This window comes from Klebsiella michiganensis (assembly GCF_002925905.1).
Classification (GTDB): Bacteria; Pseudomonadota; Gammaproteobacteria; order Enterobacterales; family Enterobacteriaceae; genus Klebsiella; species Klebsiella michiganensis.
In genome coordinates this window covers 941,927-968,482 of record NZ_PRDB01000001.1, presented here as the reverse complement: position 1 = coordinate 968,482, position 26,556 = coordinate 941,927, and the positions used below count along the sequence as shown (strand labels likewise).

Sequence of the window (26,556 nt, the reverse complement as noted above, 5' to 3'; positions counted from 1 at the left end):
AAGATTTTACGCATTAGCCGTCAGGCTATATGCTTAAGCTTATGGAAAAACTCGTTGAACTGAAACGCGCCAAGCTGCTGGCGCTCTCGCTGCTGCTGATTGCAGCCGCTATTTTTATCACTACCCTCGTGCTGCCGCCGACGCCATGGGTCGGTGCGCTGAAGGCTATTTCCGAAGCGGCGATGGTCGGCGCGCTGGCGGACTGGTTTGCGGTCGTGGCGCTGTTTCGCCGTATTCCGCTGCCGTTCGTTGCGCGGCATACGGCGATTATTCCGCGTAATAAGGACCGGATTGCCGATAATCTCGGCTATTTCGTGCAGGAAAAATTTCTCGATACGCCCTCTCTGGTCGCGCTGATCCGGCGCTATGAACCGGCGCTGATGCTCGGTAACTGGTTCAGCCAGCCGGAAAACGCGCGTCGGGTCGGCCAGCATCTGCTGCAGGTGATGAGCGGCTTCCTGGAGCTAACCGACGACGCGCGCATTCAGCGCCTGCTGCGTCGGGCGGTACATAAAGCGATTGATAAGGTCGATTTAACCCAAACCAGCGCTATGATGCTGGAAGGGCTGACGCGCGATAACCGCCACCAGAAGCTGCTGGATTCGCTGATTAGCCAGCTGATCGCCCTGCTCCAGCGCGACAGCTCGCGGGCGTTTATTGCCCGCGGTATCGTGCACTGGCTGGAGACCGAGCATCCGCTTAAAGCCAGGCTGCTGCCTACCGAATGGCTCGGTGAGCACAGCGCTGAAATGGTTACCGATGCGGTTAACACGCTGCTCGACGAAGTGAGTCAGGATCGCGCCCATCAGATCCGCCATGCCTTCGATCGCGCGGCGCTGAAGCTGATCGACAACCTGAAGTCCGATCCGCTGATGGCGGAAAAAGCGGACAATATCAAAGCGTATCTGAAAAACGATGAGACCTTTAACCGCTATCTGGGCGAGGTATGGGCCGATCTGCGCGGCTGGGTTAAAAACGATGTTAATAGCGACGATTCACGCATTAAGCAGCGCATTGCCGAAGCCGGTCAGTGGTTTGGCGAAACGCTGCTCCACGATGAGGCGCTGCGCGAATCCCTGAACGAACATCTTGAGCAGGCGGCGCACCGGGTGGCCCCGGAGTTTGCCGCCTTCCTGACGCGCCATATCAGCGATACGGTCAAAAGCTGGGACTCCCGCGATATGTCGCGACAAATCGAGCTGAACATTGGTAAGGATCTGCAGTTTATCCGCATCAACGGCACGCTGGTTGGCGGCACTATCGGTCTGCTGCTGTGGCTGTTTTCACAAATTCCTTCGCTGCTGCATTTACATATTTAATTCAACTTTTTGTTTTTAATGTATTTCTTATATGAATACATATTAACCATTAAAAACACATGGATATTTAGGTTGACCCTAAATTTATTGCAGTGTGAAGTGCTGAAATAGTGCGCGCATAAACGGCTATTTATGGCGTAGAGACTCAACAAGGAGCCCACCGATGTTGCAATGGATGACCCGTTTTTTCGCCCGCCATTCCGCCACGCTGTTCTTCCCGGCGGCGCTGATCCTGTATGACTTTGCCGCCTATCTGACCACCGATCTTATCCAGCCGGGGATTATTCACGTGGTGCGCGACTTTGACGCCGACGTGGCGCTGGCTCCCGCCTCGGTCAGCCTGTATATGGCCGGCGGCATGGCGCTACAGTGGCTGCTCGGGCCGCTCTCCGATCGTATCGGCCGCCGTCCGGTGCTGCTCACCGGCGCGCTGATCTTTACCCTGGCCTGCTTCGCGACCCTGTTCACCACCTCAATGGAGCAGTTCCTCGCCGCGCGCTTTGTTCAGGGCACCAGCATCTGTTTTATCGCTACGGTTGGCTACGTCACCGTGCAGGAGGCGTTCGGCCAGACAAAAGCCATTAAGCTGATGGCGATTATTACCTCGATCGTGCTGATCGCGCCAATAATTGGCCCGCTCTCCGGCGCGGCGCTGATGCACTTCGTGCACTGGAAAGTGCTGTTCGGGATTATTGCCGTCATGGGGTTTATCGCCTGGCTGGGGCTACTGCTGAATATGCCGGAGACCGTCCGGCGCGGCGACGTCCCCTTCAGCGCCAGCGGCGTGCTGCGCGATTTCCGCGATGTTTTCCGCAACCGCGTTTTTCTGTTCGGCGCCGCCACGCTCTCGCTCAGCTATATTCCACTGATGAGCTGGGTTGCGGTCTCGCCGGTTATCCTGATTGACGACGGCGGGCTGACCACCGCCGAGTTCGCCTGGACCCAGGTGCCGGTCTTCAGCGCGGTGATTATTGCCAACCTGTCGGTGGCGCGCTGGGTAAAAGACCCGACGCGTCCGCGCTTTATCTGGCGCGCGGTGCCCATCCAGATGACCGGGCTGGCGATCCTGATCCTCGGCAACCTGCTGTGGCCGCACGTCTGGCTGTGGTCGGTGATCGGCACCTGCTTCTACGCCTTCGGCATTGGGCTGATCTTCCCGACCCTGTTCCGCTTTACCCTGTTTTCAAACGATCTGCCAAAGGGCACCGTTTCCGCTTCGCTGAATATCGTGATCCTCAGCGTCAGCGCGCTCTCTATCGAAGCGGCGCGCTGGCTGTGGTTTAACGGCGGCAGGCTGCCTTTTCATCTGCTGGGGGTGGCGGCGGGGATTGCGGCCGCGTGCTGTCTGGCGGGTTTATTAAGCCGGATACGCCAGCAGCCGGAAGCCGAGCTGGCGCAGGAGTAGCCCACATTGGCTACTCCACGGTCCAGGCTTCACTAAAGCTCTCGTCGGCGAACAGCTCCGTCAGGCCGCTGATCTGTTTCAGGCGCAGCACCTCGTCCGCATCCATACCGAGCTCTTCGCCGATGCGCCGATCGTCCCAGCCCTGGCGATGTAAATCGCGGACGATGTCGGACATCGCCGCGATCTGATGTTTGCCCCTGGCGCGATTATGGCGAATGGTGGCGGCGATGCGCTCTTTCTGCCCTTCGCGTTCGGCATTGATGAGCGTCACCGGAAGATAACCATGCAGGCGCCGGTTCAGCTCCGGGCGACTCTTACCAATCAGATGGCGATGAAAACCGTCCACGACCAGGTGCCGTCGCTGCTGGCGAGCCACCACTACCGGTTGGGTAAAACCATCCAGTTCGATAGAGCGTTCCAGCAGTTTTTTTTCCACCGTCGCCATCACGTTGGGGTTGTAGTCATTCGCCTCAACCGTTTTGGCCTCGACCCACAGCACGCAGTCCACCGGCTCGCGGCAGAAGGGACTGTGCTGGTGGATCAGGCTCTTCAGCTCGTTAATCGCTTTGATTTTCAGGTCAACATCATCAAACGACTCGAGATATTCAATCACTGTCTTAGCCACATCCGGCGACATCAAAGCGTCCTCCACTCTTTACGTTTGTTACTCACCAGCCGACAGTAGCGCTCATAGTGCTTTGGCTGCGTCGGGCTGAACGACAGCATCCGGCACCAGAAATCGTTTTTCAGCAGCGTCTTGCAGATGCGGCGCCATGAGGGAACATCGCGATAGCCGAGATCTTTTTCCTGCTCGTCGGGAATATCGACAGGGAAACCGCGGGTCTGGTACCAGTGCAGATAAATAGCGATTTTATTACGGTAATGCTCGGCGGTTTTTGCCGGCATGCTGTCGAGCAGAAAGAGCGCATACTCGCGCCAGCTAAAATGCACCGGTTTGCGGATTTTGGTCTTCAGCGCAAAGTAGTCGCCGCTGGCGTTGGCGTAAATCGCGCCGCTGTGCGCGCCGCATACCCGACGGCACATCCGCTCCCAGGTCTCCGGCTCGAGAATGTGATAGAGCCACAGCCCGCGCCGCTGCTCGGGGCCGAAGGGCTCGCAGACGCGCATATTTTTCAGCGGTACGCCGGCGCGGTGCATCAGGTCATAGAGCGGATTGTAGGGGAGGCGCGACTTATGATTAAAGATCCAGATGTCGCGGGTCCGCCAGTCATAGAGGGGATAGCAGGTATAGCTGAACCCTTCCGGCGAGGCGGTGGTCCAGGGTTTATCTTCCTCAAAGCGCAGTTTGGTCGGCGAGGTGAGCGCCATATAGCGATGCAGCGACTCGTCGGTGCGGATGCCGATCAGCGAAGCGAGACTGCGCCCCGCAGCCAGCCAGTGGGAAAAGGCCGGTATAAACGCTTCAAAGGTCATTTCCGGCTGATAAAAAGGGAAAAAACCGGCATCGGTGATGGCGTCATCCGGCGGTTGCCTCACCCATTCTTCCCCGGCCCGCCAGGCGACCCATTCCGGCTCATGCTGCGATACGCCGCTCACCGTGGTCATCGGCAGCGCCACCCAGTAAAAGCGGCTTACCACGTCCTGATAGCGCTCTTTCATATTTTGTACGTGCTGGATGGTTAATAAATATTGCGCTTCCCAGTCCACGAACAATACCGCAAACTTTTTCCCTTTTTTACGCGCAACGGCTGCCGCCAGATGAAATAATACCGTCGAGTCTTTACCACCCGAAAAAGATAAACAGACCTGCTCGAAAGTATCAAATACCCAATCCAGGCGCATCAGAGCAGCGTCAAAAACATTCATATTCAGTTTTACGCGTTTCATCCTTCACCCCTGATAAATGAATCGCCGTCAGAATGTACTTATAGAAAAATTCCGTAAGCCAGATAACCTGAAATCAGGTTCATAGATTATTCATCCAGATACCGAACATGCTGAAAAAAGGCGAGCGCGACTAAATGTTATTCACACCATAAAAATCATGTTATCTCATTTAAATTCATAAAGTTACGAGAATAACTCCTATTATCTTCGTTTTCTCGGGAGTACTGTGATCTCAGTCACAATTCTCCGCCGAGCGAGGTCATCAATATCCTTTATTGCGGCCAAAAACATCACGCCATATCGCAACTGACTCTCCGCAATCGGATATAATCAGCAGCCCCGATCCACCGTAACAATATTGATTAAGGAACGCCATGAGCGATATCGATCTCAGCCCGCCGCAACGCGATCTGCTGCGCGAGAAGCTGTCTAAATACTGCGAAGAGAATTTTGAGCTGGAACTGGAGCAATTTGACGCGGAATTCTTTGTCGACTTTATTGCGAAAGAGCTGGGTCCAATGTTTTATAACGCCGGGATTGATGCGGCCATCGCCACCCACCTTGCGTGGGGCGATCGGATTCAGGAAGAGATGGATCTGAAAAAAGTCTACTAGCGGAAGATCAATAAATACCCACATTAAACAGGGTTATAATGCGACCTCTTTCATCATCTCCCGTGTACGGGGAAGGAAAACCATGTCGCTTATCACCGATCTACCCGCCATTTTTGACCACTTCTCCGCAGCCCGCCAGCAGGGTTTCCTCACGGTCATGGAGCTTAAAGAGCAAAACATACCGCTGGTTGGCACCTACTGCACCTTTATGCCGCAGGAAATTCCGCTGGCCGCCGGCGCGGTGGTGGTGTCGCTGTGCTCCACCTCCGACGAGACGATTGAAGAGGCGGAAAAGGATCTGCCGCGCAACCTCTGTCCGCTGATAAAAAGCAGCTACGGTTTTGGCAAGACCGACAAATGCCCCTACTTCTACTTTTCCGACCTCGTGGTGGGCGAAACCACCTGCGATGGCAAAAAGAAAATGTACGAATACATGGCCGAATTCAAAGCCGTGCACGTGATGCAGCTGCCGAACAGCGCCAGCGATGATGCCTCGCGAGCGTTGTGGAAAGCGGAAATTTTGCGCCTGCAGAAGGTGGTGGAAGATCGCTTTGGTACGCCGATTACCGAAGCCGCCCTACGCGAGGCGATTATCCTCAAGAACCGCGAACGGCGGGCGCTGGCGAACTTTTATCGCGTCGGGCAGCTCAACCCGCCCGCGCTCAGCGGCAGCGATATCTTAAAAGTGGTTTACGGCGCGACCTTCCGCTTCGATAAAGCGGCGCTGATCGATGAGCTCAACGACATGGCCGATCGGGTACGCCTGCAGTGGCAAGAGGGCAAACGGCTGGAGGCGCGGCCGCGTATTCTGATCACCGGCTGCCCGATCGGCGGCGCGGCGGAAAAAGTGGTGAAAGCCATTGAGGACAACGGCGGCTGGGTGGTCGGTTTTGAAAACTGCACCGGCGCGAAAGCCACCGAGCGCTGCGTGGAGGAGACGGGTGACGTTTACGACGCCCTGACCGAGAAATATCTCGCCATCGGCTGCTCCTGTATTTCGCCGAACGACCAGCGCCTGTCCCTGCTCAGCCAGATGGTGGATGAATATCAGGCGGACGGCGTGGTGGATGTCATTTTGCAGGCCTGCCACACCTACGCAGTGGAATCGCTGGCGATAAAACGCCACGTGCGCCAGCAGCACGACATCCCCTATATCGCCATTGAGACCGACTATTCGACGGCGGATATCGGCCAGCTCAGCACCCGCGTGGCGGCCTTTATCGAGATGCTTTAGGAGCGCGCGTGACCATTACCGTAGGGATTGATTCCGGATCGACCGCCACCAAAGGCATCCTGCTTGAAGACGGCGTGATTCAGCGCCGCTTTCTCTGCCCGACGCCGTTTCGCCCCGCCGACGCCATCGTTGAAGCGTGGGAAACGCTCCGCGCAGGCCTGAGCGAGCGCCCCTTTTTAACCTTAACCGGCTACGGTCGCCAGCTGGTGGATTTCGCCGATAAGCAGGTCACTGAGATCTCGTGCCACGGGCTCGGCGCGCGCCTGCTGGCCCCGCAGACCCGGACGGTCATCGACATCGGCGGCCAGGACAGTAAGGTTATCCAGCTGGACGAAGCGGGTAATCTCACCGATTTCCTGATGAACGATAAATGCGCGGCGGGTACCGGGCGCTTCCTGGAGGTGATTTCGCGTACGCTGGGGGCCAGCGTCGAGCAGCTCGACAGCATCACCGACGGTATTGAACCCCATGCGATTACCAGCATGTGCACGGTATTCGCCGAATCCGAGGTCATCAGCCTGCGTTCGGCCGGGGTGCCGCCGGAGGCGATCCTCGCCGGGGTGATCAACGCCATGGCCCGACGCAGCGCCAATTTTATTGGCCGTCTGTCGGCGCAGGGGCCGCTGCTGTTTACCGGCGGCGTCAGCCACTGCGCGGCCTTCGCGCGGAGGCTGGAGTGGCACGTGGGTATGGCGGTGCAGACGCATCCCGACGCGCAGTTTGCCGGGGCGATCGGCGCGGCGCTGATCGGCTTACGTCAGAGGAGCCGCCGGTGACGGAATATCTGTTTTTATTTCACTCAACGGTGGGGGTAGTGCGGATGCGCAAAGCCCTGCAGGCGGCGGGAGCGTCCTTCCGGGTGAAGGACATTCCGCGCCAGCTGCGCGGCGGCTGCGGGCTTTGCATTTATCTGAGCTGTGAGCCGGGCGAAGAACAGAAGTGGATTCTCCCCGGCCAAACGGAAGCTCTGTTTCGCGTCGCCGGGGATGATTATCAGCTGCTGGCTCAGTTTCCGCCGCAGGCGTAACCAGGGCGCGAATCATCGCCCGGCGGCGTACAGCGAGCACAATATCCGGGTTTGTTCCCTCAGCCCAGCAGCTGGCGAACGCAGGATTTAAACACCCGCACGCCATCCGCCAGCGCGGCGCGGTCGAAGCGCATCTCCGGATGATGCAGCCCCGGCAGCAGGTCGCAGCCCAGCCCCCAGAACCCGCCCTTCACCTGTGGACGCAGGCGCAGGTAGTGGAAAAAGTCCTCGCTGCCCGGCGTACTCTTCGCCGCCGTTAAGCCGGTTTCGCCAAACGTTTCCCGGATCGCCTGGCTGACGATAGCCGTAGCCTGTTCGTCGATAATCGCGGCGGGCATCTCCTTGACGATCTGGATATCGACGGTGGCGCCGTAAGCCGCCGCGCTGCTCTCTATCGCCCGCACCACCCGCTCTTTCAGCGTTGCCATGCCGTCATTTTCCGCGCTGCGCAGATCCCAGCACACGTGCGCTTTTGCCGGCACCGAGTTGGTTACCCCTGCATCGCACAGAAAGCGCGTCGCTTTAGCGCTCCAGGTCAGCGAAGGCGCCAGATGAATCCCGTTTACCGCCTGCACCGCGTGCGACGCGGCATCCAGCGCGTTAACGCCCAGGTGAGGCCGGGCGGCATGCGCGGCTTTGCCGTGGAAATCGACCATCACCGTCGCCGAGGCGGAGTAGTACATCGCCGGCACCGCCTTGCCCTTCGGACACTCCTCCAGCGGCCTGAGGTGGAAGCCGAACAGCATCTCCACGTCGTCCAGCGCGCCCGCGTCCGTCAGCGCGATCGCCCCGGTGCCCAGCTCTTCGGCGGGCTGAAAGAGTATTTTCAGCTTCCCGCGCTTCACCAGCCCTTCGGCGAGGATCTCTTCCGCGGCGGTCAACACCACCGAAGAGTGCCCGTCATGACCACAGGTATGGCGAGCCTCTAAGCGGCCATCGATGATATGGCCCAGCGCATCCATATCCGCCCGCAGCGCCACGACCGGCCCCGGCTTACCGCTATCCAGCAGTGCAACAATGCCGGTGGTGCCGCCGACGTTGCGCTGAACCTGAAACCCCGCGGCTTCTAATGCATCGCCGATGTATGCCGACGTTTTGTGCTCCTCAAAGCCCAGTTCAGGGATTTGATGCAGATAATTGAAATGCTCTAAAGTTCGCGACACGTCTTACTCCTTGCCTTCTATTATGCAATCACGCGCATGACCAGCATGGCGATGACGGCATTGATAATGCTCACCGCCATCAGCAGCGGCCAATATTTTTTCGGGACATCCGCCACGCCGAGCAGGCGCCCCATGTACTGAAGCTGCGAACCCATGAGGAAAATCGCCGGGATGAGAATCGTGATATCCGCCACGTTGAGGGTGCCTTTGCTCAAAAGGCTCACCGCCACGCCGGTTCCCGCAGAGGCGGAAAGCCAGGAGGTCAGCAATACGGTAATAGCTTCACCCGGCAGGCCAAACAGGCCCATCAGCGGCGCGCAGACGTGGCCGATGATCTGCATCACGCCGAGCAAATTCAGCATTTCAGCGATCACGTAGGCCATTAATACATTCGGCATCAGATTGTTGATGGCGATATTAAATCCTTTGCGCGCGCCGATAACGAAAATATCGAACGGGTTACTGCCGACTTTTGCCGAATTATTCATTTTCAAAATCCCTTTTATAAGCGGTATTCAGAACCAGACGCGTGATTGCCGCGCCGACAAACTTCAGCACAAACATTAAAAGCAGCGGAATAATGATAGGAATGGTTAACGAAGCGAAAAGCGCTGAGCCAATCGAGAAGTAGTTATTAATCAGACCGGCGCCGGAATATTGCCAGGCGCCCATAATAACCAGATCCTTACGATTTATTTTGTCGCTGTCATACAGCTCTTTGGTCAGCGCCGCCCCGGCATCGGTACTCTGTAAGTCGGTAATCAGCGCCAGGCCGGTATAACCCGGGATCCCGAGCAGCGGGCGAAGCAGCGGGGTCAGCAGCTTATGCGCCGCGCGGATCGCGCCGTAGTGGGTAAATATCTCCAGCAGCCCCAGCGCCAGCATCACCGTCGGCACCAGCGACAGGGCAAACAGGAAGCCGGCCTTGGCGCTGATGCCGCCGCTGCCGATAAAGGTGTTGGTTTCCGGCGTTTTCATGGTGCCGAACGCGCCGCCGAGGGTGGTAAAGTCAAACGCCCCCAGCCAGGCCATGCCCTCAACCTTAAACAGCAACCCGGAGAAAACTAACAATACGACGATCAGTGAAATCCAGGCTCCGGGCCCGACTTTCCACTCATTTGTCGTTTCGTCGGAGGAACATTCCAACGTTTTATTTTCACTCATACCCTGTCCTCTCACATAATGAAATGTTAGTGCGGTTGTTTGCAATTTGAAATTATGTCAATTTATTGTTATTCGAATTTATTATTTTCACTGATAAGCTTTTCCATATTCCCTTAATCAGCATCATCACCATTTCTTATTCTTCAACTCCCCGAGCCTTGCCGCCTTAATAGCGCGCCGGGAATAAGCGATGAGAATTTTCCTCCCTGTCAGTTTTTGTCCGAATTACGATTATCTATAACTTGCCGGGATGATAAATACCTGTGAAAGGGTGTTATTGTTGACTACAGGTCAACAAAGGAGCGAGAAACGATGTTGCATGAGAGGCCGATGAGCTATCTGTATGAAGTCGGGATTCAGGGAGGCATTCGCCGGGCCGCCGATATGCTGGGCATCAACCCGTCAGTCATCAGCCGCCAGATAGCGCAGCTGGAACGGGCGCTGGAGCTGCCGCTGCTGGAACGCCAGGGACGAAACGTGGTGCTGACCGAAGCCGGACGTCTGCTGGCGGAGGACTACTACGAAAGCCGTCAGCGCCGGGAAAAGCTGGAAAGTCACCTGAAGGATTTACGCCATATGCGCGGCGGGACTATCTCGGTGAGGATTGGCGGCGGGCTGGTCACCACCTTTATTGAATCGGTGATGAGCACCTTTTCTCAGTCCTGGCCTAACGTGTTCGTGGATATTATTGTCGGCAGCATGCAGGAGATGCTCAACGATATCGCCAGCGGCGAAGCGGATATGGCGGTCGCCTTCGGCCCCATCGGCAACCCGGAGCTTAAACGCCACAGCTTTCAGTGGGGCCCTATCTGCGCCGTGGTCTCGCCACAGCATCCCATCGCTGCCCTGCCCGCCGTCACCATCGATGAGCTTACGCAATATCGCCTGATCGCGCTCACCGACAGCTTTGGCCTGCAGCGCCATATGAACGCCATGTTTAAAACCGCCGGACGGCAGTTTCATCCGGCCTATCGCTGCAACCTCTTTTCCACCGCCATGAGCCTGAGCCAGGCGGGATTGGGGATCTCTTTTATGACCGCATACGCCGCCCGGGAAGCAATAGCCCACGGTATTCTGACCGCGGTCCCCATCGATCATCCCATCGCCAGCAGCGCCCAGTGCCACCTGCTACGCAACTCCGACCGCCGCTTTTCCCCGGCGGCGCATCATATGTGGCGGCTGCTGCACAACGCTTTTCGGGACGCGCAGCGGGCGCTGGCGGCCTGAGCTTATTCGGTCACTACGAATCGGGTTGGCGCAAAGCAGTTCAGCAGCCGATGCATAAGGAAGACCATGGTCAGCGTGACGATCAGCGCCACGGTGACGGAAGTGATGCGGTACAGATCGCTGAACACCAGGTCCTGGTCCGGATGCAGGTTCTGGCCGAACATGATGCCGATGGTGGTAATGCTGGCGAAGCCAACGCCGGCCCCCACCTTCTCCATCACGTGCAGGCGGGCGCTAAACGCCAGGCCGAGACCAATCAGCGGCATCATCAGCACCATATGATTGCTGAAGTCGTAGATAATCAGCTGCACCACCAGGATATAAAGGCAGGCCAGCACCACCCCCACCACGCGCCAGATCGAGCTGATCACCGCGCCGCGATAGTGCATCGGGAACAGAATTAAAATTCCCGCCATCAGCGCCGACAGCGAGTCGCTCAGGTCGCAGACCTGAAAGATCACAAAAATCATTGTCGCCACGCTGCCGGAGAGCAGCGATTCGTGGCGAATACGGGCAGCATCTTTTTCAATGCGCGGCGGCGGCTTGCGCGGTTCAACGTCCGGGATGAAGTAGTTAAGCAATGCGCTGAGCGCCACCGCCATCACGCAGGCCTCCATATTGGAGAACATCAGGGTGTGCCAGTTGCTGGTGGGATAGCTCATAAAGTTGAGCATCGTGCTTTGACACACCACGCCCATCGACCCCAGCAGAAACAGCGGCCCCTGGCTCATAAAGCGAAAGCGCATAACGTACAGGCCAAACACCACCAGGGTCATAATCACCGGCCACTGCGACAGATAGCCGACGATTAACACCATTTCGACGCAGTTCACCGCTGCGCTGAACACAAACTGCCGCGCCACGTGACGGTTAAATACCGGCACCAGCGACAGCAGCATCAGCGGATAAACCACGAAAAAGACGCCGTACTGTACGTCGTAGAAGGTCGAAATGCTCAGTGCGATAGTGCCGGCCACGGCGATGCGCAGCGTCTGGCGAAAATCGTTCGCCGTGTAGACGATGTTGCCGTGCGGGGTGAAGACCCGCGCCAGGGTATTAATAGACATAGTGCAGGAAGCTCACCAGATGGATCTGCGCGCCGGCGAAGGTACGGGCGAACGGGCCATCGCTGTTATAGAGCTGTACCGTCGCGCGGGCGCCGGTGGGCAGCGGCTTATCCAGCGGTTCGTCCAGGGCGACGTGAATGCGCATGCGCTGCGCGTCGCGCACCCAGCGGGTGGACTGCTCCGGCTGCGATAGCTGGCCATTGACCTCTTCCTGGCCGGCCAGAATACCGGCATCGCTGCTGGTGACGTGCGCCGGGAAGACTTTCCCCGGCAGCGCATCAAACACCACCGCGGCATCGGTGTTGACGCCGGTGTGGCGCAGACTCTTCTCGCGGAAATCGGCGACGATATCGGTCTGATTGCTCACCAGCGCCAGCAGCGGCGTGGCGGCGGTGGCGTACAGACCGGGGTTAAGCTGCAGGTTGCTCACCATCCCGTCGGTCTCCGCGCGGACCTTCGTCCAGCCGAGGTTAAGCTGCGCCTCTTCCAGCGCATTGCGGTACTTCTGCAGCGTGACGTTGCGCTCATCGTCGCGCTCGCCGCGCTGGATCAGCAGATTCTGGATACTGGCGTTGAGCGCGCTGACCGACTGCTCGCTGGTCTGCCAGGTGGTACGCACTTTATCCAGATCCGACTGAGAGACGTTCTGCATGGTGCTCAGGCGCTGGTAGCGATCGAAGGTCACCTTATCGTTGCGCGCGGTGTACTGGGCGGTGCGCAGGTTGGCGCGGGCAGAGGCGATCTGCGCGTCCAGCTGCTGGTTGCTGAGTTTCGCCTGTTCAAGGGCGATCTGCGCCGCTTCCACTTTATTGATAAACGGCGTCGGATCCAGTTCATAGAGCAGGTCGCCCTTCTTCACCTGGCTGTTGTTGTGCACATAGACATGGGAGACATAGCCGGAGACGCGCGACGAGACCGGCGTGACCACGCGCATCACGGTGGAGTCCGGCGTGAGCGGGATCCAGATATCGGCAACGACAAACCAGGCGAATATGGCCAGGAAGGCGGCAATACTCACCCTTACCCAGCGGGCAAATTTCTGTTCAGGGGTCATCATAGTGTTTTAGATCTTGTTATCTTCTTCGCGGATAGTCCGCAGATTGCAGGCGATTTGATTTAACGTAGCGCTAAAGGCGGCGAGCTGCGCTTCAGGGATAGTTTCGGTGACGCGCTGTTGATAGGTCTCAATCACGCGGTTCAGCTTCTCCAGAATAGCGCGGCCTTCCGCCGTCAGCGTCAGCAGGCGTATGCGTTTGTCATAAGGCGATGTAGAACGCAGCAGATAGCCCTGCTTTTCCAGCTGCGTGAGGGTGCGCATCAGCGGCGGCAGTTCAATGCCCTGCACCTCCGCCAGCTCGCTGACCGAGACGTTATCACCCAGCTGGTGCAGCTGCATCAGCACCGTCCAGCTTGACTGGGTCAGGCCGGTGTCGGTAATGGCAGAATCAATAATCGCGCGCCACTGGCGCACCACCATCGCCATGCGCATCCCCATCGGGCGGCGGGCAAACAGGTCGTCTTCGGTCATCTTTTTTTCCTCACTTAACGGTGAGGAAAATAATACTTATCACGGTAAGTATCAAGAAACGAAGAGTGGATAAGCATGAATTGATAAATTCTATGAATGTATTATCCCGATCGCGCTAGCGCTTACCGGGCTACGGCTCTGCGCGGTCTGGTAGCCCGGACAGGCGCGTCAAGCGCCACCTCCGGGGAAATCCCCGGTCGCGCTTACGCTTACCGGGGCTACGGCTACAGCTCTGCGCGGTCTGGTCGCCCGGACCAGGCGCGTCAAGCGCCGCCTCCGGGGAAACCCGCCGTCCGCACTCACGCTTACCGGGGCTACGGCTCTGCGCGGTCTGGTCGCCCGGACAGGCGCGTCAAGCGCCGCCTCCGGGGAAATCCCCGGTCGCGCTCACGCTTACCGGAGCTACGGCTCTGCGCGGTCTGGTAGCCCGGACAGGCGCGTCAAGCGCCGCCTCCGGGGAAATCCCCGGTTGCGCTCACGCTTACCGGGGCTACAGTTCTGCGCGGTCTGGTAGCCCGGACAGGCGCGTCAAGCGCCGCCTCCGGGAAAATGCCGGGTAACAAATCGCACTTTTTAATTGATCTGATCCCGACGCAGCCCGACATCTTTTAGCTGTTCGTCGCTCATACGCTGCAATGTTCTGCGCGTTTGTTCGCGAAGCCACCATTTTTTGATCACCCGCGCCAGAAATACGAAGCCGATAAACGGCTGTCTTGCCCGATTCTCGTGAAATTCCATCCTCTACCTCCTCACCTTGCCAGAGGCTTTATCTTCACGGATCCGGGGCCAAACAATACAGATTCACAAAATACTTTTCTTTAACATACAGATTCGCTAAAACGTACAGCAGACCTCATTTTTACCGCCAATCTGTACTGGTTTATTGATCTGTATGGCGACGATCAAGGATACAGCATGACCCGCTATCAACATCTGGCCAGCCTGCTGGCAGAACGCATCGAACAAGGGCTGTATCGCCCCGGCGAAAAGCTGCCGTCGGTACGCAGCCTGAGCCAGGAACACGGCGTCAGCATCAGCACCGTTCAGCAGGCCTACCAGACGCTGGAACAGCAGCAGCTGATCGTGCCGCAGCCGCGATCCGGCTATTTCGTGGCCCCGCGTAAAGCCCAGCCGCCGGTACCGCCGATGTCGCGTCCGGTCCAGCGCCCCGTCGAGATCACCCAGTGGGATCAGGTGCTGACCATGCTCGATGCCCGCCACGATAAATCGATTATCCCCTTCGGCGGCGGCTCGCCGGACGTCACTCAGCCGAGCCTGAAGCCTATCTGGCGCGAGCTGAGCCGGGCAATTCAGCACAACCTGAGCGAAGTGCTGAACTACGACGAGCTGGCCGGGCGTCGCGAACTGCGCGAACAGATCGCCCGCCTGATGCTCGACGGCGGATCGGTGGTCACCGCCAACGACCTGGTGCTCACCAGCGGCTGCCACAGCGCGCTGTCGCTGGCGCTGCTGTCGGTGTGCCAGCTCGGCGATATCGTCGCCGTCGAATCCCCTTGCTACTACGGCACCATGCAGATGCTGCGCGGATTAGGGTTAAAAACCATCGAGATCCCCACCGATCCGGAAACCGGGATCAGCATCGAGGCGTTAGAGCTGGCGCTCGATCAATGGCCGATCAAAGGGGTGATCCTGGTCCCCAACTGCAATAATCCGCTGGGATTTATCATGCCGGATGCCCGCAAGCGGGCGGCGCTGTGCCTCGCCCAGCGCCACGATATCGTTATCTTTGAGGATGATATCTACGGTGAGCTGGCGACCGAATACCCGCGCCCGCGCACCATCCATTCCTGGGATATCGACGGCCGGGTGATGCTCTGCAGTTCGTTTACCAAAACCATCGCTCCCGGCCTGCGCATCGGCTGGATTGCCCCCGGCCGTTATTACGATCGTCTGCTGCAGATGAAGTATGCCGCCAGCGGTACCAACGTCCCCTCCACCCAACTGGCGGCCTGTAACTTTATTCGCGAAGGCCACTATCACCGCCACGTGCGGCGGATGCGGCAGATCTACCAGCGTAATATGGAGATCTACACCTGCTGGCTGCGGGAGTTTTTCCCCTGCGGGATCTGCGTTACCCGCCCGAAAGGCGGCTTTATGCTGTGGGTCGAGCTGCCGGAGCAGGTGGACATGGTCTGCGTCGCGAAGCAGCTGTGCCGGCTAAAGATCCAGGTCGCGCCGGGATCGCTGTTTTCAGCATCCGGGAAATACCGCAACTGCTTAAGGATCAACTGCGCCCTGCCGCCGACAGATAAACATAAAGAGGTGATGGTGCAGCTGGGAATGGCGGTGAAGGTGGCGATGGAGTGGGCGCCGGGGTGAGTCTGCGCTGGCCGGTGCTACCGGTTCCCCGCCGTCTGCGGGCCGGTAGATACTGTGAACGCCTGCAACCATTTTTAGTTGCCGATACTTTCTCCGGCTCCCGGATGACAGGCACACCAACGACAGCACTCTCTGGTGCTGTCGTTTTTTCTCAGGGAACGTTGTTACGCTATCAACAGCTCATGCTGTGACGCATCGAACGCCTTTCCTGACTTCAGTACTCCATAAGCCACCTGCGCCAGCTTTCGCATCATCGCCCCTATGATGACTTTTGCCCGCTTTCCGCTCTCTTCCAGCCTTTTCCTGAACGCTTTTCCCCACGCCGTATGGTACAGCGCCGATAACGCTGGCATGTATAACGCCTTGCGCAGTTGAACCGGCCCCGCTTTGCTCATCCGGCTCGCCCGCATCACGCTGCTTCCCGACTCATGCTGCACCGGCGTCAGTCCTGCATACGCCGCGAACTGCCGCGCTGTACCGAACTTCAGCCTCAGGCCCGTATACGCCAGCAGAACAGCCGCTGTTTTCTCCCCGATGCCCGGGATACTGTTCAGCAGCTTCCGCCGTCGTTTCATATCCGGGTCGTTATCCGTCAGGTCTTTTATCTGTTTTTCGATACGTGCCAGCTCCGCGCTCAGACATCCCAGCAGGATGTCAATGCTGGCCAGCTGAACCTCCGGCGCGGTTTCTCGCCGGTTTTTCTCCTGCGTCTGCATCTCTGTCAGCGCCTGATGCCTTAACACCAGGGCTTTCAGTGCCCGCTCTGTCGGATGAGGGGCCTCCCAGGCTGACGGGCGTTTTTCCCGGCAGAAGTGAGCCAGCATACGGGCGTCCACTTTGTCAGTTTTACTGCGCAACCCCTCACTCTGTGCGAAAGCTTTACTGAGGGCGGGGTTGATGATGGACACGGTATACCCGGCATCACTCAGATGCGCGGCCGCGTCTTCCATGTAGGTGCTGGTGGACTCCATGCAGACATGGGCACGGTTCACGTCATGGCCGCGAAGCCAGCGGACCAGCGCTTCGTGTCCGGAGAGGGTATTATCAAATTTTTTACAACGATGCCGGCCATCAGGGCGAAGAATATCGACATCCAGTTTAGCTTTGGCGACATCAATACCGATGAAGTGGAGTTCATTTTCCATAGTGAAACCAACCTTGCAAATACGGGTTACCGGTGAAAGCCGGTCCATGATACTGTCCGGTTTATCACATGAGAAAAAACGGCGGTCCGGTGCAAAGGATCTACGGAACAGGCGCGAAAGCCTAAGCCCGGACACGGCATCCGGACCGCCATCAGAGAGAACTGGCCGGTTCTTTCTGACGGAGTAATCATACAAGCCCGGACAGGTGCGCAAGCACCGCCTCCGGGTTCCCCTCTGTGAGAGCCCAAATACTCTGGCATTATCATCAATACCCCCACGGCATATTGCGCTAAATTACCAGCACGTAAATTTTCGCAGAGTAATCTGCTATATAAACGATTAATAGCAGTAAATAATGAAACACTGACAACCAGTAATAAGATATTGAATAGTCAAACGACTTAATAACCAGCATATAAAAACATCAAATTAAAATATACAACCGCCTGATTCACCAGCAAATATATATCATTTATTTTTGAAAAAACTGACCTGATTGCCTTCCTGTGATAATCCCGATAAATTCACTCATTCCCTATACGGGAAACTCTAAATATAAAAAACACAACAATATAACCGGGATGAATGTCATGAAAATTACCAAAGATCGGGTGGTTTACGCCATGTCGCGGGATAACGCTCCTGTCGCTACCGTCAGCAGCGGAAGCGAAGTGCTGTTCGAAACCTGCGACTGCTTCTCCGACCAAATCACCTCCGCCGATGCCGTGTTCAACGAGCTGGACTGGCAGCGTATTAACCCGGCGACCGGGCCGGTCTACGTCGAGGGCGCCGAGCCGGGCGATGCGCTCAAGGTCACCATCAAGCGCATTACCCTGACGAGCAATCAGGCAGTGATGGTCACCGCGCCGCAGCTGGGGGTGATTGGCGACGAGCTTGATGCCCCGAAGGTCACTATCGTGCCCATTGAGAATGACCATGCCGTGCTGCCTGGCAACGTGCGCGTCCCGCTCAACCCGATGGTCGGCGTGATCGGCGTCGCGCCTGCCGGGGAAGCCATCTCCTGCGGCACGCCGGATAGCCACGGCGGCAATATGGACTGCAAAATGATCACCGCCGGCAGCACCCTGTGGCTGCCGGTCAACGTCCCCGGCGCGCTGTTCGGGCTGGGCGATTTACACGCCGCGATGGGCGATGGCGAAGTCTCGGTCTGCGGTCTGGAAATCCCTGGCGAAGTGCTGGTCGAACTGACAGTGGTTAAAAACCGCCGCCTGCCGCTGCCGATGCTCGAAAACAGCGAGACCCTGTTTACCCTCGCCTCGGCGCTGACCCTCGATGATGCCGCCGCCCTGGCCACCCGCAATATGGCGCACTTTATCGCCGACAATACCTCCCTGACGCTGGCTGAAGCGATCAGTATTCTGAGCATCGCCGGCGACCTGCAAATCTGTCAGGTAGTCGATCCGCTGAAAACCTGTCGTTATGCCTTACCGAAATCAGTGGCTGAACAGCTCTCCCTGAGCATCGAAGGGGAGCAGGCATGAGCGTTGAACAATTTGGCTATAAGCAGGAGCTGCATCGGGCGCTGACCTTCCGCGATCTGCTGGTCTACGGCATGATTTTTATGGTGCCCATCGCGCCGTTTGGCGTCTTTGGCTACGTCTGGGACGGCGCGCAGGGTATGGTGGCGCTGGCCTATCTCATCGGCATGGTGGCGATGTTCTTTACCGCCATGAGCTACTGGTCGATGTCGCGCGCGTTCCCTGTTTCCGGTTCGGTATACGCCTATGCCCAACGCGGGATTCATCCCATTGTCGGCTTTTTTGCCGGCTGGCTGATCCTGCTGGACTATATTCTGGTGCCGTCGCTGCTCTATATCGTCAGCGCGGCGGCGCTGGCGCCCATGCTGCCGGGCGTGCCGGGCTGGCTGTGGATTGTCGGCTTTATCGCGATTAACAGCCTGATTAACCTGCGCGGCATTACCTTTACCGCACGCGCCAATAACACGATTCTGATCGCGGAGATCGTGGTGCTGTCAGTGTTCGTCGTGCTGGGGCTGATTGCGCTCTACTCCGGCGCCGGGGCGGGCCATCTGACCCTCGACCCGCTCTACAACGCCGATAAGTTCAGCCTGCCGCTGGTGATGGGCGCGGTCTCCATCGCCGTGCTCTCGTTCCTCGGCTTCGACGGGATCTCCACGCTGTCGGAGGAAACGAAAGGCGGCGTAGATACCGTGGGTAAGGCGTCGCTGGGCGCGTTGATGCTGGTCGGTTCGCTGTTTATCCTGCAAACGTGGATCGCCGCCGATCTGGCGCAGGGCATGACGTTCAGCAGCCTCGATACCGCCTTCTACGATACCGCGAATCTGGCAGGAGGCAACTGGCTGAAGTACGTCACCATGTGGTCGACGGTGATCTCCTGGGGGATAGCCAACGCCCTGGTGGCGCAGGCCGCCGTGTCGCGTATTCTGTTTGCGATGGCGCGCGACAAGCAGCTGCCGCAGCTGCTGGCGAAAGTGCATCCGCGGCTGAAAACGCCTTACGTCAGCACCCTGTTTGTGGCGCTGATTTCGCTGGCTTCCGGCCTCTGGTTCTACGGCGATATCGATAACCTCAGCCGTCTGGTGAACTTCGGGGCGCTGATGGGCTTCCTGGTGTTGCATATTGCGGTCATCAACCACTATCTGATCCGCAATAAGTCACGCAATCTGGTGATGCACCTGCTGTTCCCGGTGATTGGCCTGTGCATTATCGGCTTTGTTATTTATGAAATGGACGCGCAGGCCAAGGTGCTGGGGCTGAGCTGGCTGGCGGTTGGCGTGGTCTATTACCTGCTGATGCGCCTGGTGCTCAAGCGCAATGTGGAACTGAAGCTGGAAGGCTAACGCGATTTATCTCCCCGGCTCGCGCTGCGCTTAGCCGGGCTACAGGTTCCCAGCCGTCTGCGGGCCGGTAGCCCGGACAAGGCGCGTCAAGCGCCGCCTCCGGGGTAATCATGAGGCAGGCTATTTCTTGTTAAGATCGCGAATCATCGCTTCTCTTAAGATCGCATTCAGTCGCGTTTGATAACCTTTCCCGGGACGTTTAAGCCACTCCATAATATCGGCATCAATACGGACAGAAGCCTGAGTTTTTAGCGGTCGGTAAAATTTACCGCGTACGGCATCTGACCACTGTGCGTCGTCTGTGGCGGGAATATCGCTATAATCGATTTCATCATCCGTTTTGTTGGCCAGCGCTTTAAGCTCATCAGCTCGCTTAGCCGTAAGCGTATCCGGATTGTCACGTTTATGTTTAACCATGTTCATAACGATTTCTCTCTTTGCTGTCCGCCTTCCGGGCGCTGATAATACGAATGACCTCTGTTCCACTTTCAAAACGGACCGAATGCGCAACCATGATAACAATGACCCCATGAACGAGACCGATAGTTTGCCAGCGATATTCACCATTCTCATAACGATCCTGTCGGGAAAGATGCCGGGGATCGTCAAAGACGAGCACCGCTTCTTCAAACCGGATTCCATGTTTTCTTAGATTACTTCTTGCCTTGTTTGCATCCCATTCAAACTCCATTGGCATCATATTCATCCTGATTGTATATACAAAAAAGTATAGACAATTATCCAGCGATAATACTCTCAACGTTGGAAAAAACTTCACATTTTTAAAGCGGGAATTGTAAAGGATGTTCCCGGCTCACGCTGCGTTTAGCCGCGCTACCCGAGCGCTCGGGCCGGTAGCCCGGACAAGGCGCGTCAAGCGCCGCCTCCGGGGAAACAACGCGCAATACAGCCTCCACTTTTCCCCGGCTCGCGCTGCGCTTAGCCGGGCTACGGGTTCCCAGCCGCCTGTTCATCCTCGCCAAAAAACACCATACCTTTATAGGGCTTCGCCCGGCACGCCGCCAGGCGCTGGGCGAGATTGCCAACGTGCAGCTCCAGCTTGTGGCCGTCCGGGTCGAGGAAATAGTGCGACGCGCCTTCGCTTTTATTGGTTTTCCAAACAGGAACGCCAGCCGCATTCAGACGCCCGACAACAAGCGCGAAATCCTCTTCCGCAATGCTGAACGCGTAGTGGGTGTAGTCGCTCTCCTCCGGCGAAATGACGCGCCGCTGCGGGTCCAGCGACAGGCACAGCCAGAGGTCGCCGCAGGAAAAATATGCGCCGTTATCCCAGCGCGCGCGCAGCGTCATCCCCGGAAGCTGCTGATAAAACGCCACGCTCGGCGCCAGCTGGCTGACCGCCAGGGTCAGATGGTTTAATCCGCTTAACATGGCTTTTCCTCTAATGACGTTACGATTTGCTGGCGCAGCCACCGGTGCGCCGGATCGCGGTGCCAGCGCTCGTGCCACAGCATCAGCATCTCAAACCCGGCGACCGCCAGCGGCGGTTCAACCACCGTCAGGCCGCCAGCGCCACGCACCAGCCGCTCCGGCAGCACCGCCACCAGCTCGCTGTTGCGCAGCGTCTCCAGCATAAACAGGAAATGTGGCACGGAAAGGACAACCCGCCGCGCAAGCCCGAGATTCGCCAGCGCGCTATCGGTCGCGGCGCTGAATCCACCGCCGTCCGGCGAGACAATCACCTGCTCCAGCTGGCAGAACTGCGCCAGGCTTAATGGCGACCGCAGCGCCGGATGCCCGGCCCTGCCCGCCAGCACGTAGCGTTCGCGGAACAACAAACGCTGATGCAGCCCGGGCGGCGCGCCGTCTCGCGTGTGAAAAAACAGATCCACTTCGTCGCGATCCGCCTGCTGTACCAGCCGCGCGGGCTGTAGCTCAAACAGCGCCAGGCGGCTGGCCGGAGAGGCGATGCGCAGGGTACTGAGCACCGGCAGCAAAATCGCCGACGCCATATAGTCCGTCGCCGCCACCCGCCAGGTCTGCGCCGCCGTGGCCGGGTCGAAAGGCTGAACCGGCGCTACCGCCAGCTCCAGCGCCAGCAGCGCATCGCGCAGCGGCCCGCGTAGTTCATCGGCGCGGGCGGTGGGCTGCATACCGCGCGGCCCCGGCAGCAGCAGCGGGTCGGCGAAAATCTCCCGCAGTCGCGCCAGCTGCACGCTGACCGACGGCTGCGACAGGTTGAGGCGCTGCGCCGCGCGGGTGACGTTATTTTCGCTGAGCAGAACGTTCAGAGTGCGCAGCAAATTGAGATCCAGCCCCTGCAGATTAATCATCACTATACCTGTTATTGAAGCAATTCATTTCTACTATAGCGTCGCGGACTCTACTCTGCAGCTCTCCATTGCTCAGAGGTGATTTCAATGAAAATACTACTGGTTTACGCCCATCCAGAACCGCGTTCGCTTAACGGCGCGCTGAAGGATTTTGCCGTGCAGCATCTGCAAAACGCCGGTCATGACGTGCAGGTGTCCGATCTCTACGCCATGCGCTGGAAGGCGGGATTTGATGCCGATGACAGCAGCGCCCCGCCCGTCGGTGAAAGCTGGCGGGCAACGCGGGATTCGCAGTACGCCTTCGCTAACGGCACGCAAAGCGCGGATATCGTGGGCGAACAGGAGAAGCTGCTGTGGGCCGATACGGTGATTTTTCAGTTCCCGCTGTGGTGGTTTTCGCTGCCCGCCATCATGAAGGGCTGGATTGATCGGGTCTACGCTTACGGCTTTGCCTACGGCGTCGGCGAGCACAGCGAAACCCACTGGGGCGATCGCTACGGCGAAGGCACGTTCGCGGGGAAACGGGCGATGCTGGTCGTTACCGCCGGCGGATGGGCGGAACACTACGCGCCGCGCGGAATTAACGGGTCTATCGACGACATCCTGTTCCCCATTCAGCACGGGATGCTGTTCTATCCCGGCTTTGATGTGCTGCCGCCGGTGGTGTTCTACCGCACCGACAAACTCGATGAACAGCGCTTCGCCGCGCTGCGCGAGGCGCTGGCCCGGCGGCTGGATACCCTCTCCGAAACGCCGCCCATTCCCTTCCGTCGGCAGAATCACGGCGACTATCTGATCCCCTCTCTGAACCTGCGTCCGGAGCTGGCGCCGGGAGAAAACGGCCTCGCTATCCACGTGAAGCCTGTGTGAATCTCGGTGGGTGATATTCGCGGTGCGGCGAATATCACCACAATTCATAAGGTGAACTGTGAGCCTCCACGCAATAACGTCATCCCGCCCCGCTGCGCCCCTTCGCATATTGATAGCGATCAAGAATAATCATACCGTCTGGTCGGTATGATTCGGGCCATGAATATGGAAGCCCAACATCGTAAAAAAGATCCCGTCCGCCTGCATAAGCAACTGCTGGAATCCGCCGCCACCATCGCCGGCCGGGACGGTATCGCCTCGCTGTCGCTGAACGCCGTCGCGCGCGAAGCGGGCGTCAGCAAAGGCGGTTTACTGCACCATTTCCCCAACAAGCAGGCGCTGATTTTCGCCCTCTTTGCCCGCCTGCTGGCGATTATGGAAGAGGCGATTGCAGAGCTTATGGCCGCTTTACCCGCGCCTATCTGCGCTATCTGTCGGCGCCGGAACTCACGGATACCCAGGAGAGCCGCCAGCTGATGGTGCTGTCGCTGGCCATGCCGGATGAACCGGTGCTGCGAAAATGCTGGCGCGACTGGATGCTGGACCATCTGGCGAAGGGCGATGAACTGGACAATAGCCATACCGGCACGCTGGTGCGCTATGCGGCGGACGGCATCTGGCTATCGGAATTAACCGAGGGGCGCACCATGAGCCCCGGGCACCGGCAGTCGCTGGTCAGCGATCTGACGAAGATGACGCTTCCTGCGTGAAGCATATATACACTAAATAATTCGCGTTGCAGGAAGGCGGCAAGGGAGCGAATCCCTGGGAGCATAGATAACTATGTGACCAAGGTGAGCGAACGCAGCCAACGCACCAGCAACGTGAAGTATGACGTGATAGATTGAGGCCACGATGCGCTATAACATCCATGGCCGTCTTATTTATGATGCAATGGACGGCACGCTAACGTTACCGGGAAGCGATGAGGCGGACAGCCAGCTGTCCATCACCGCCAACGCGCTGCTGTGGTTCTTCCTGCGCCACACCGAGGTGGTCAGCCGCGATGAGGTGCTTAAAAAAGTCTGGGATGACAACGGGTTAACCTCATCCAACAGCAATCTCAATCAGTACCTGAGCATGCTGCGCAAAACCTTCCGCCACTACGATATCGACAACATTATCGTCACCGTGTCGCGCGGACTGCTGCAGCTCAATCCGGATCTCACCATCGAGAGGCTCGACGCCAGCCCGGAGCCGGAGCAGCCGCCCGCGCCAGAAGCCGAGCCAGACCCGGCCGCAGTCCCGGAAGAACAAAAGACCGTTTCCAGCCGCCACGCGCGCGGTACCTGCTGGTATCTCGCCGGCGGCTGCCTGCTCACTATCGCCCTGCTGCTGGTGGTCTGCAGTTTTCTCGGCGGCAGCACATCGCACCCCATCACCCTGACGCAAATGCGCCACAGCCAGTGCGAGCTGCTGGCCAGCGATGAGATGCTGCGCTCCGTTGCCGGAACCGCCTACGGCAAGAATTTTGATGCCGTGCGCCAGCGCCTGAAGCTGGAATGCAAGCCCGGCGAACGCTTCGTCTTCTTCTATGGCGACCGGCTGGAAACCAACGGCCTGGGCCGGGTATTCCTCGCCCACTGCGCGATGCATGAAGATAACCCGTTCAGCTACTGCGATAACTATTTTTACTATTCATGGAAACCGCAATGAGACTCGCCCCGCGCCCCTTTTTCGCCCTCTCCAGCCTGGTATTTATTGCCGCCGCCGGGTTCTGCGCCTGGAAGCTGCTGCCGGTCGAAAACGGCGGGGTGATGAGCTGCTCGACCAAAGCGATTATGCGCTTTGAGAACATGGAGAAAGAGAACGTCAACGGCAATATCCATTTCAACTTTGCCGCCAACGGCAAAGGGTCGATGGTCGTCGAGGGCTACACCGATTCCGCCGCCGGCTGGCTTTATCTCCAGCGCTACGTCAAATTTAGCTACACCAGCAAACGCATCTCCACCACCGAGCGCCACTATCGCATCAGCAAGTGGGAATCCAGCGCCTCGTCCATCGATGAGTCGCCTGACGTGATCTTCGACTATTTTATGCGCGAGATGTCCGACAGCCACGATGGCCTGTTCCTCAACGCGCAGAAGCTCAATGAGAAAGCCATTCTTCTCAGCTCTATCAACTCCCCGCTCTACGTCTGCACGCTGAAGTCCGGCAGCAAGCTTGACTAAGCTCACACCCGCTTTTCCTTCCTCACTTTCCCGTTAGTAAAACCGCACGTTTTGCATTTAGCCTGCCGAAGAAAACGCGATCCCCCCCACACTTCATACATCGTCAAATTACCCCCGATCTGCAATAAATTAGCAACTTATTAACATCAATCCGCCTCCGGTTAAATGGTGAAAAAAGCGCCACAATCGTCACTCAATTCGCCCCGCCATCGCAGCACAAATGCATAAATCAGCGCCTTAACCAACCTAAATCACAGAGCAAAAGACTAAAAATACCACGCTAGCAGATTTAAATTTCCCTTCACTCGCCATTCCCTATAGTGAATTCCGAACGCCGCATCCGCGTCCTGACGCCGTTACGCGGTCGGTTTTCCGAATCACAAAACTGTTCTGGAGGAGAAACCATGGGTGATGCATTAGGGCTTATCGAAACCAAAGGTCTGGTGGCCTGCATTGAAGCCGCGGATGCGATGTGTAAAGCCGCCAACGTCGAGCTGATTAGCTATGAAAACATCGGCTCGGGGCTGGTGACCGTGATGGTGAAGGGCGACGTCGGCGCAGTGAAAGCGGCGGTGGATTCCGGCGTCGAATCCGCGCAGCGCATCGGTGAAGTGGTGACCTCGCTGGTTATCGCTCGTCCGCATAACGACATCAACAAAATCGTCATTAAACACAAGGCCTGATGGCCAGGAGAACGCAAATGGGTGATGCATTAGGTCTGATTGAAACCAAAGGGCTGGTGGCCTGTATCGAAGCGGCGGATGCGATGTGTAAAGCCGCCAACGTGGAACTGATTGGCTATGAAAACGTCGGCTCCGGCCTCGTCACCGCGATGGTGAAAGGCGACGTCGGCGCGGTGAAAGCGGCGGTGGATTCCGGCGTCGAATCCGCGCAGCGCATCGATGAAGTGGTGACTTCGCTGGTTATCGCCCGCCCGCATAACGACATCAACAAAATCGTCTCGCATTACAAAATCATGGATTAACCGGAGAAAAACCTGATGAAAGAAGCGCTAGGGCTTATCGAAACCAAAGGGCTGGTGGCCTGTATTGAAGCGGCGGATGCGATGTGTAAAGCCGCCAACGTGGAGCTGATTGGCTATGAAAACGTCGGCTCCGGCCTCGTCACCGCGATGGTGAAAGGCGACGTCGGCGCGGTGAATGCCGCGGTGGATTCCGGCGTGGAAGCGGCAAAACGCATCGGCGAAGTCGTCACCTCTCGCGTCATCGCGCGTCCGCATAACGACATCGAAAAAATCGCGGCGCAGCACAAAGCATGACCTGACAGGGCGCGCCCCG

The 26,556-nt window shown here is 57.9% G+C and carries 30 protein-coding genes and 1 pseudogene; 17 read left to right on the top strand and 14 right to left on the bottom strand.

From position 1 onward, the window contains the following. The first annotated feature begins 29 nt into the window (after positions 1-29). Positions 30-1,319 (top strand): DUF445 domain-containing protein, encoded by a 1,290-nt coding sequence (locus CDA56_RS04735; RefSeq protein ID WP_103814871.1) that lies wholly within the window; start codon positions 30-32, stop codon positions 1,317-1,319. 163 nt (positions 1,320-1,482) lie between these two features. Then, entirely contained in the window at positions 1,483-2,724 is a 1,242-nt protein-coding gene (mdtM, locus tag CDA56_RS04730) for a multidrug efflux MFS transporter MdtM (RefSeq protein ID WP_009652859.1), read from the top strand. 10 nt (positions 2,725-2,734) lie between these two features. On the opposite strand, the gene CDA56_RS04725 is transcribed toward mdtM, so the two are convergent. Next, a complete protein-coding gene (locus CDA56_RS04725; protein WP_014227775.1) occupies positions 2,735-3,361 on the bottom strand; it encodes an IbrB-like domain-containing protein in 627 nt (208 codons plus the stop codon). Continuing rightward, positions 3,361-4,572 carry a phosphoadenosine phosphosulfate reductase gene (locus CDA56_RS04720; protein ID WP_049082917.1) on the bottom strand — a complete coding sequence of 404 codons (1,212 nt, stop codon included), beginning with the start codon at positions 4,570-4,572 and terminating at the stop codon, positions 3,361-3,363. Before CDA56_RS04720 ends, CDA56_RS04725 begins: the two co-directional genes overlap by 1 nt. Positions 4,573-4,946: 374 nt before the next feature. On the opposite strand from CDA56_RS04720, the gene CDA56_RS04715 reads away from it, so the two are divergent. From CDA56_RS04715 to CDA56_RS04700, 4 genes are all read left to right on the top strand, one after another. Next, positions 4,947-5,186: a DUF2164 domain-containing protein gene (locus tag CDA56_RS04715; RefSeq protein ID WP_009652824.1), complete on the top strand. Its 240-nt coding sequence runs from the start codon at positions 4,947-4,949 to the stop codon at positions 5,184-5,186. A gap of 82 nt (positions 5,187-5,268) precedes the next feature. Then, positions 5,269-6,420 carry a double-cubane-cluster-containing anaerobic reductase gene (locus CDA56_RS04710; protein ID WP_048262610.1) on the top strand — a complete coding sequence of 384 codons (1,152 nt, stop codon included), beginning with the start codon at positions 5,269-5,271 and terminating at the stop codon, positions 6,418-6,420. A gap of 8 nt (positions 6,421-6,428) precedes the next feature. Next, a complete protein-coding gene (gene yjiL, locus CDA56_RS04705) occupies positions 6,429-7,196 on the top strand; it encodes a putative 2-hydroxyacyl-CoA dehydratase activator YjiL (protein ID WP_102803610.1) in 768 nt (255 codons plus the stop codon). Then, a complete protein-coding gene (locus tag CDA56_RS04700) occupies positions 7,193-7,447 on the top strand; it encodes a putative Se/S carrier protein (protein WP_014227770.1) in 255 nt (84 codons plus the stop codon). Before yjiL ends, CDA56_RS04700 begins: the two co-directional genes overlap by 4 nt. Positions 7,448-7,506: 59 nt before the next feature. Here CDA56_RS04700 and CDA56_RS04695 read toward each other — a convergent pair whose 3' ends face one another. Genes CDA56_RS04695 through CDA56_RS04685 form a run of 3 tightly spaced genes read right to left on the bottom strand, consistent with a single transcriptional unit; the run spans position 7,507 to position 9,774 of the window. After that, positions 7,507-8,610, bottom strand: a complete 1,104-nt coding sequence (locus CDA56_RS04695; protein WP_102803609.1) for a M20 peptidase aminoacylase family protein — start codon at positions 8,608-8,610, stop codon at positions 7,507-7,509. A 20-nt stretch (positions 8,611-8,630) separates the two neighbouring features. Then, a complete protein-coding gene (locus tag CDA56_RS04690) occupies positions 8,631-9,098 on the bottom strand; it encodes a YjiG family protein (protein ID WP_004128539.1) in 468 nt (155 codons plus the stop codon). Continuing rightward, a complete protein-coding gene (locus CDA56_RS04685; protein WP_014227768.1) occupies positions 9,091-9,774 on the bottom strand; it encodes a nucleoside recognition domain-containing protein in 684 nt (227 codons plus the stop codon). The genes CDA56_RS04690 and CDA56_RS04685 overlap by 8 nt, the downstream gene beginning before the upstream one ends. Positions 9,775-10,086: 312 nt before the next feature. Here CDA56_RS04685 and CDA56_RS04680 point away from each other — a divergent pair, with 312 nt between their 5' ends. Continuing rightward, complete coding sequence (locus CDA56_RS04680; RefSeq protein WP_049102130.1) at positions 10,087-11,001, top strand: LysR family transcriptional regulator; 915 nt, start codon at positions 10,087-10,089, stop codon at positions 10,999-11,001. 2 nt (positions 11,002-11,003) lie between these two features. Here CDA56_RS04680 and CDA56_RS04675 read toward each other — a convergent pair whose 3' ends face one another. From CDA56_RS04675 to CDA56_RS04660, 4 genes are all read right to left on the bottom strand, one after another. Beyond that, positions 11,004-12,068 (bottom strand): DUF2955 domain-containing protein, encoded by a 1,065-nt coding sequence (locus tag CDA56_RS04675; protein ID WP_004098265.1) that lies wholly within the window; start codon positions 12,066-12,068, stop codon positions 11,004-11,006. After that, complete coding sequence (locus CDA56_RS04670; protein WP_103814875.1) at positions 12,058-13,125, bottom strand: HlyD family secretion protein; 1,068 nt, start codon at positions 13,123-13,125, stop codon at positions 12,058-12,060. The genes CDA56_RS04675 and CDA56_RS04670 overlap by 11 nt, the downstream gene beginning before the upstream one ends. A 6-nt stretch (positions 13,126-13,131) precedes the next feature. Further along, entirely contained in the window at positions 13,132-13,596 is a 465-nt protein-coding gene (locus tag CDA56_RS04665) for a MarR family winged helix-turn-helix transcriptional regulator (protein ID WP_014227766.1), read from the bottom strand. 573 nt (positions 13,597-14,169) lie between these two features. Continuing rightward, a complete protein-coding gene (locus CDA56_RS04660; protein ID WP_064507003.1) occupies positions 14,170-14,334 on the bottom strand; it encodes a DUF1127 domain-containing protein in 165 nt (54 codons plus the stop codon). A gap of 177 nt (positions 14,335-14,511) precedes the next feature. On the opposite strand from CDA56_RS04660, the gene CDA56_RS04655 reads away from it, so the two are divergent. Then, the gene (locus CDA56_RS04655; protein ID WP_102803607.1) at positions 14,512-15,936 is read left to right on the top strand and encodes an aminotransferase-like domain-containing protein; all 1,425 of its coding nucleotides are present in this window, start codon (positions 14,512-14,514) and stop codon (positions 15,934-15,936) included. Positions 15,937-16,100: 164 nt separating this feature from the next. On the opposite strand, the gene CDA56_RS04650 is transcribed toward CDA56_RS04655, so the two are convergent. Continuing rightward, a complete protein-coding gene (locus CDA56_RS04650; RefSeq protein ID WP_032747738.1) occupies positions 16,101-17,081 on the bottom strand; it encodes an IS110 family RNA-guided transposase in 981 nt (326 codons plus the stop codon). Between the two features lie 590 nt (positions 17,082-17,671). Between CDA56_RS04650 and CDA56_RS04645 the strand changes: the two genes are divergently transcribed. Next, the gene (locus CDA56_RS04645; RefSeq protein ID WP_102804073.1) at positions 17,672-18,583 is read left to right on the top strand and encodes an acetamidase/formamidase family protein; all 912 of its coding nucleotides are present in this window, start codon (positions 17,672-17,674) and stop codon (positions 18,581-18,583) included. Continuing rightward, a complete protein-coding gene (locus CDA56_RS04640) occupies positions 18,580-19,923 on the top strand; it encodes an APC family permease (RefSeq protein ID WP_102804074.1) in 1,344 nt (447 codons plus the stop codon). The genes CDA56_RS04645 and CDA56_RS04640 overlap by 4 nt, the downstream gene beginning before the upstream one ends. Positions 19,924-20,043: 120 nt before the next feature. Here CDA56_RS04640 and CDA56_RS04635 read toward each other — a convergent pair whose 3' ends face one another. From CDA56_RS04635 to CDA56_RS04620, 4 genes are all read right to left on the bottom strand, one after another. Beyond that, positions 20,044-20,346, bottom strand: coding sequence for a BrnA antitoxin family protein (locus tag CDA56_RS04635; RefSeq protein ID WP_025108476.1), 303 nt, complete (start codon positions 20,344-20,346; stop codon positions 20,044-20,046). Further along, positions 20,333-20,620 (bottom strand): BrnT family toxin, encoded by a 288-nt coding sequence (locus CDA56_RS04630; protein ID WP_042933975.1) that lies wholly within the window; start codon positions 20,618-20,620, stop codon positions 20,333-20,335. The genes CDA56_RS04635 and CDA56_RS04630 overlap by 14 nt, the downstream gene beginning before the upstream one ends. A 251-nt stretch (positions 20,621-20,871) precedes the next feature. Then, positions 20,872-21,315 carry a FosA family fosfomycin resistance glutathione transferase gene (locus CDA56_RS04625; protein WP_064375701.1) on the bottom strand — a complete coding sequence of 148 codons (444 nt, stop codon included), beginning with the start codon at positions 21,313-21,315 and terminating at the stop codon, positions 20,872-20,874. Beyond that, entirely contained in the window at positions 21,309-22,217 is a 909-nt protein-coding gene (locus CDA56_RS04620) for a LysR family transcriptional regulator (protein WP_032747747.1), read from the bottom strand. The genes CDA56_RS04625 and CDA56_RS04620 overlap by 7 nt, the downstream gene beginning before the upstream one ends. An 87-nt stretch (positions 22,218-22,304) precedes the next feature. Here CDA56_RS04620 and CDA56_RS04615 point away from each other — a divergent pair, with 87 nt between their 5' ends. The 7 genes and pseudogenes from CDA56_RS04615 to CDA56_RS04585 all read left to right on the top strand — a co-directional run bounded on the left by CDA56_RS04615 (position 22,305) and on the right by CDA56_RS04585 (position 26,537). After that, on the top strand, positions 22,305-23,087 hold the full coding sequence (locus CDA56_RS04615; RefSeq protein ID WP_064378387.1) for an NAD(P)H-dependent oxidoreductase: 783 nt from the start codon (positions 22,305-22,307) through the stop codon (positions 23,085-23,087). 147 nt (positions 23,088-23,234) lie between these two features. Beyond that, positions 23,235-23,797: pseudogene (locus tag CDA56_RS04610) on the top strand (TetR family transcriptional regulator). Between the two features lie 145 nt (positions 23,798-23,942). Next, the gene (locus CDA56_RS04605; RefSeq protein WP_046878031.1) at positions 23,943-24,743 is read left to right on the top strand and encodes a winged helix-turn-helix domain-containing protein; all 801 of its coding nucleotides are present in this window, start codon (positions 23,943-23,945) and stop codon (positions 24,741-24,743) included. Further along, complete coding sequence (locus CDA56_RS04600; protein WP_004098240.1) at positions 24,740-25,258, top strand: FidL-like protein; 519 nt, start codon at positions 24,740-24,742, stop codon at positions 25,256-25,258. The genes CDA56_RS04605 and CDA56_RS04600 overlap by 4 nt, the downstream gene beginning before the upstream one ends. Before the next feature lie 404 nt (positions 25,259-25,662). Beyond that, entirely contained in the window at positions 25,663-25,941 is a 279-nt protein-coding gene (locus CDA56_RS04595; protein ID WP_004098239.1) for a BMC domain-containing protein, read from the top strand. A 17-nt stretch (positions 25,942-25,958) separates the two neighbouring features. Further along, complete coding sequence (locus tag CDA56_RS04590; RefSeq protein WP_104011295.1) at positions 25,959-26,243, top strand: BMC domain-containing protein; 285 nt, start codon at positions 25,959-25,961, stop codon at positions 26,241-26,243. Between the two features lie 15 nt (positions 26,244-26,258). Continuing rightward, positions 26,259-26,537, top strand: a complete 279-nt coding sequence (locus CDA56_RS04585; RefSeq protein ID WP_002442217.1) for a BMC domain-containing protein — start codon at positions 26,259-26,261, stop codon at positions 26,535-26,537. The last annotated feature ends 19 nt before the right edge of the window (positions 26,538-26,556 follow it).